This window comes from Pseudomonas sp. P5_B2, from assembly GCF_056400445.1.
In genome coordinates this window covers 1-4341 of record NZ_JBFULH010000348.1, presented here as the reverse complement: position 1 = coordinate 4341, position 4341 = coordinate 1, and the positions used below count along the sequence as shown (strand labels likewise).

At 57.3% G+C, this 4341-nt stretch carries 6 protein-coding genes; 4 read left to right on the top strand and 2 right to left on the bottom strand.

All coding sequences use genetic code 11. The features are described 5' to 3' along the window. Positions 1–3: 3 nt before the first annotated feature. Positions 4–381 (bottom strand): hypothetical protein, encoded by a 378-nt coding sequence (locus AC1DRJ_RS20075; protein WP_046032015.1) that lies wholly within the window; start codon positions 379–381, stop codon positions 4–6. 200 nt (positions 382–581) lie between these two features. On the opposite strand from AC1DRJ_RS20075, the gene AC1DRJ_RS20070 reads away from it, so the two are divergent. The 3 genes from AC1DRJ_RS20070 (at position 582) to def (ending at position 2441) form a co-directional block, all read left to right on the top strand. Continuing rightward, on the top strand, positions 582–773 hold the full coding sequence (locus tag AC1DRJ_RS20070; RefSeq protein ID WP_477803683.1) for a CsbD family protein: 192 nt from the start codon (positions 582–584) through the stop codon (positions 771–773). 172 nt (positions 774–945) lie between these two features. Continuing rightward, a complete protein-coding gene (locus AC1DRJ_RS20065) occupies positions 946–1905 on the top strand; it encodes a YihY/virulence factor BrkB family protein (protein ID WP_477803682.1) in 960 nt (319 codons plus the stop codon). Next, the gene (def, locus tag AC1DRJ_RS20060) at positions 1902–2441 is read left to right on the top strand and encodes a peptide deformylase (protein WP_477803681.1); all 540 of its coding nucleotides are present in this window, start codon (positions 1902–1904) and stop codon (positions 2439–2441) included. The genes AC1DRJ_RS20065 and def overlap by 4 nt, the downstream gene beginning before the upstream one ends. Positions 2442–2556: 115 nt before the next feature. Here the strand turns inward: def and AC1DRJ_RS20055 are convergent, their stop codons facing one another. After that, positions 2557–2988 carry a GNAT family N-acetyltransferase gene (locus AC1DRJ_RS20055; protein WP_477803680.1) on the bottom strand — a complete coding sequence of 144 codons (432 nt, stop codon included), beginning with the start codon at positions 2986–2988 and terminating at the stop codon, positions 2557–2559. Positions 2989–3326: 338 nt separating this feature from the next. On the opposite strand from AC1DRJ_RS20055, the gene AC1DRJ_RS20050 reads away from it, so the two are divergent. Continuing rightward, positions 3327–4268 (top strand): fatty acid desaturase, encoded by a 942-nt coding sequence (locus AC1DRJ_RS20050; RefSeq protein WP_477803679.1) that lies wholly within the window; start codon positions 3327–3329, stop codon positions 4266–4268. Positions 4269–4341: the final 73 nt, after the last annotated feature.

Below are 4341 nucleotides of genomic sequence, written 5' to 3'. Positions count from 1 at the left end.
GTGTTACAGACGGAACGGCGCGAAATTGACGTTGGTACCCGCCGGGCGCATGTCTTGCAGGTACGAGTCCTTGTCGGCACTCAGCTCCAGGCTCAAGGCAGCCTTGCGCTTGCCTTCATTACGCACCACCAGGCCTTCAAGCTTTTCACGCAGGAACACGGTCGGCACTTTCAGGTGCAGCAGCTCGTCGGTGTCCGGCGTGTGCATCAGCAAGTGAACCCACTCGTACTGACCAACGGCCAGGCGCGCGACCGGGATATCGAACCACCAGATGTTGCGGTTGCGGTTCAATTCGGTGAAATGGCAGTTGTTGACGCCAAGCACGGCACCGCCAAGTTCCTGGTTTCTGCGGGCAATGGCCTGCTTTTTATCGAGTTTCATAACATTCCTACGGGATTGGATCTTCAGCGCCATGGCCTGAATACGTTGCGCATTCTCGGGGGTTGGTCGCCAAACATAAAGCCCAACCTGCCAAGATCGACGAAATGTGCGATACAAAATAAATGAAACTCCGCTGAAACGCCTCCGGTCAATCCTTGTGTAACTACTTTTCTCATAGAATTGTTCACAGGAGAAACACCATGAGCAGCACTGGCGATAAAGTAAAAGGCATGGCAAACGAAGCGGTCGGCAACGTCAAGCAAGGTGTCGGCAAAGCAACCGACAACCCCAAGCTGCAGACCGAAGGCAAAGCTCAGGAAAGAAAAGGCGAAGCTCAGCAAGCCGTGGGCAAAGCCAAAGATGCCATCAAGAAAGGTGTCGACGAGGCCTGATTCGGCCTTTGAAGATGATCAGGAACGGCCATCCACGGATGGCCGTTTTTGTATCAACCTGAACTTGAACGCAGAAATTGTTTCAAAGTCGCCAAGTAGGCTACTTTGATGTAGAAAACGGCCCTTGAGTCGCTCTGACTGACTCCCGATCTTGCGGCGAAAGGAGACGCTAATGATTTTCCCGGACATGAAAAAGCTGCCATTGCACCGTGTGATGATGCGCACGGTCACCGAGTTCATCGACGATGAAATGTCGACCTATGCCTCGGCGCTGGCCTATCAGATGTTGTTCTCGTTGTTTCCCTTCATCCTGTTCTTGATTGCGCTGATCGGTTTCCTGCACCTGCCGGATTTTTTCTCCTGGCTGCGCCTGCAATCGGAACTGGTATTGCCGCCCCAGGCGCTGGAACAGGTCAACCCGGTGATTGACCAGCTCCAGCAATCCAAGGGCGGCTTGCTCTCGGTGGGTATCGTGATTGCGCTGTATACCGCTTCCGCCGGTGTGCGGCTGATGATGAGCGCCATGAACGCGGCCTACGATGTGGTCGAAGGCCGGCCAGCGTGGAAGCGCTTTCCATTGTCGATCATCTACACCATCGGCATCGCCGGGATGCTGTTGATCGCTGCAGCGCTGATGGTTCTGGGCCCACAGGTGATGGGCTGGATCGCCTCGCAAGTCGGTCTCGAAGACTTTATTGTCACCGTGTGGACCATCCTTCGCTGGCCTGTCGTTGTGATTTTGTTGATGGTCGCGGTGGCGCTGATTTATTACGTCATGCCCGACGTCAAACAAGAGTTTCGTTTCATTACACCGGGTTCGGTGCTGGCGGTGGTGGTGTGGATCCTCGCTTCCGTGGGCTTCGGTCTGTACGTCAAAACGTTCGCCGACTACAACGCCATGTATGGCAGTATCGGCGCGATCATCGTGCTGTTGCTGTACTTCTACATTTCATCTGCGGTACTGCTGCTCGGTGCGGAGATGAACGCGGTGATCGAACACATGTCGAGGGAGGGCAAGGACCCCGGCGAGAAGTACCCTGGCGAGCCCGGCCATGACCATCAAAAACACCATGTTTCGGGATTGGGTCGCGATCACTCGGTCCATCCCCCTACCGACGAAGTCATCAAATGATCCGTGAAATTCTGAAAATGGGCGATGAGCGCTTGCTACGCATTGCCCCGCCGGTTCCGGCCGAGATGTTCGACAGCCCCGAGTTGTGGCAATTGATCGACGACATGTTCCAGACCATGGAAAGCGTCGGAGGCGTTGGCCTGGCGGCACCGCAGATCGGGGTCGACCTGCAACTGGTGATCTTCGGTTTCGAGCACAGCGAGCGCTATCCAGACGCCGAAGCGGTGCCGCAAACCATTCTGATCAATCCACTGATTACGCCGTTGAGCCCGACGCTGGAGGAGGGCTTTGAAGGTTGCCTGTCCGTGCCCGGCCTGCGTGGCGCCGTGGAGCGTTACCAGCAGATTCGCTACGAAGGCTTCGACCCCAAGGGGCAGTCCATCGTGCGCATCGCTTCAGGGTTCCATGCGCGRGTGGTGCAGCATGAATGCGATCACCTGATCGGCCGTTTGTACCCGTCGCGGATTACCGACTTCAGCAAGTTCGGGTTTACCGAGGTCATGTTCCCGGACCTTGATCCAAACGCCGACGACTGAACACGCCGCAGAACCCAGGTGGGAGCGGGCTTGCTCGCGAAGGCGGTGGATCAGCCAGCATCAATGTCGAATGTCAGACCGCATTCGCGAGCAAGCCCGCTCCCACAGGGGATTTTCACAAGTCTTCAGTGAATGTGCCCTGCTCCAGCCCCATCGCAATCATCGGCTTGTTGCGCGCATAGCGGCTCAAGCGTTCTACCATGGCATAGGGCATCTGCGGGTCGAAGGCAAAGCCGCGACGTTCATAAAAGCCGCGCAAATCCGGATGGCAAAACAACCACACCGCAAGGTCGAGGTCCTTGACCGCCGCCGCGATCAACGCGCCGGCAACCCCCTGTTCGCGACAGGTCGGAGCGACAAACAACCCCGTCAGCCAATACCCGCCCGCCACCGGCCGCAAGCACAGCGCCGCCACAATCTCATCGCGCCGCGCGACCCATAACCGAGCGTCGCGCACGGCCTTAATCGGCGATTGGTGAGCGCGATAAAATTTGTTCATCAATGGCCATAACGGCTCGTCGAGCAAGGTGTACCGGGTGTCGGGCATGGGGCTGGACTGTCAGTGTGTAAAGCCGGCGATTATAAAAGAACACGCGCGCAGGGATAGGTGTATACCTGATCTCACATCCCGTGTGAGTGGAGTACGCATCATGTCCAAAGGTATGGATTCGAAGAAAGCAGCGAAGAAAAAGCCGGCGAAAACCGCCATCGAAAAGCGCGCGGACAAGAAGGCCAAGAAGGTGGATGTGTTCGGTCATTGATCCCGCGCCAAGGGAGCCCGGCCATCGGGCTCCTGCTGCACGTCTAACGATATAAGCAAATAATCTGCAAGATTTCCCAAGGCTGTTGCACAGAAGGGGACTGGTTCCCGATCTGAGCAACGCCATGCCTCATTACTTCGATAGCGCCCACCGAGAAGAAATCGACACCCTGCGTCAACGCATTACCGCCCGTACCGAATGGCCAACCTGGCTGTTGTTGATTGGCGTATACGGCGGCTGGTTCAGCCTGGTCATGGCGAGTGACCGGTTGGGACTGTGGTGGAGCACGGTGTTGCTCATACCCCTGCTGGTGTTGTGGTTGTCGGTACAGCACGAATTGCTGCACGGTCACCCGACCCGCTGGACATGGCTGAACAAAGTCCTCGGCTATGCACCGTTCGCTGTCTGGTATCCCTACACCCTGTATCGCGACAGCCATCTGCTGCATCACCGCGACGAAGACCTGACCCTTCCGGGTCGCGATCCTGAGAGCCGCTATCTGAGTACCGAGCAGTGGCAGGGTAGTTCGCTGTTCGAACAGGGGCTGCACTGGCTGAACAAAACCGTCCTGGGGCGTTTTCTATTCGGCGCACCGCTGGCATTACTGGCGCTGGTTCGGGGAGAAGGGCAGCGATTGAAAGCCGGCCAGCGACAAGCCTGGCTGATGTGGTCGACCCACGGTGCGCTGACCTTGTTGATGCTGGCGTTCATCGTCCGTTATAGCGTGCTGCCGGTGTGGCATTACCTGGTGCTGATCAGCGTGCCGGCGCTGTCGATTGCGATGATTCGCTCCTACTATGAACATCGTCCCCACGCTGCTTGCGAGCAACGTACCGTGCTCAATGAAGCGGCCTGGCCGTGGCGCTGGTTGTTCCTGAACCTCAACTTTCATCTTGTGCATCACGACTTGCCGGGACTGCCCTGGTACGACTTGCCGCGTGCTTATCATGCGCGCCGCGAGCAATGGATTGCGCGCAGTGGCGGGTTTCTGGTGCGGGGGTATGGTCAGTTGTGGCGCGAGAACGGTGTCAAGGCCATCGACAGTCCGCAGCATCCGTACTACTGATTTTTTGGATCAACCCCAACCCCCTGTGGGAGCGAGCCTGCTCGCGATRGCGGCGTATCAGTCGGCATCAATT

Coding starts and splice junctions, on each gene's coding strand:
- AC1DRJ_RS20065 (WP_477803682.1), top strand. CDS start 946: ATGATTTTCCCGGACATGAAAAAGCTGCCATTGCACCGTGTGATGATG.
- AC1DRJ_RS20050 (WP_477803679.1), top strand. CDS start 3,327: ATGCCTCATTACTTCGATAGCGCCCACCGAGAAGAAATCGACACCCTG.
- AC1DRJ_RS20075 (WP_046032015.1), bottom strand. CDS start 381: ATGAAACTCGATAAAAAGCAGGCCATTGCCCGCAGAAACCAGGAACTT.
- AC1DRJ_RS20055 (WP_477803680.1), bottom strand. CDS start 2,988: ATGCCCGACACCCGGTACACCTTGCTCGACGAGCCGTTATGGCCATTG.
- AC1DRJ_RS20070 (WP_477803683.1), top strand. CDS start 582: ATGAGCAGCACTGGCGATAAAGTAAAAGGCATGGCAAACGAAGCGGTC.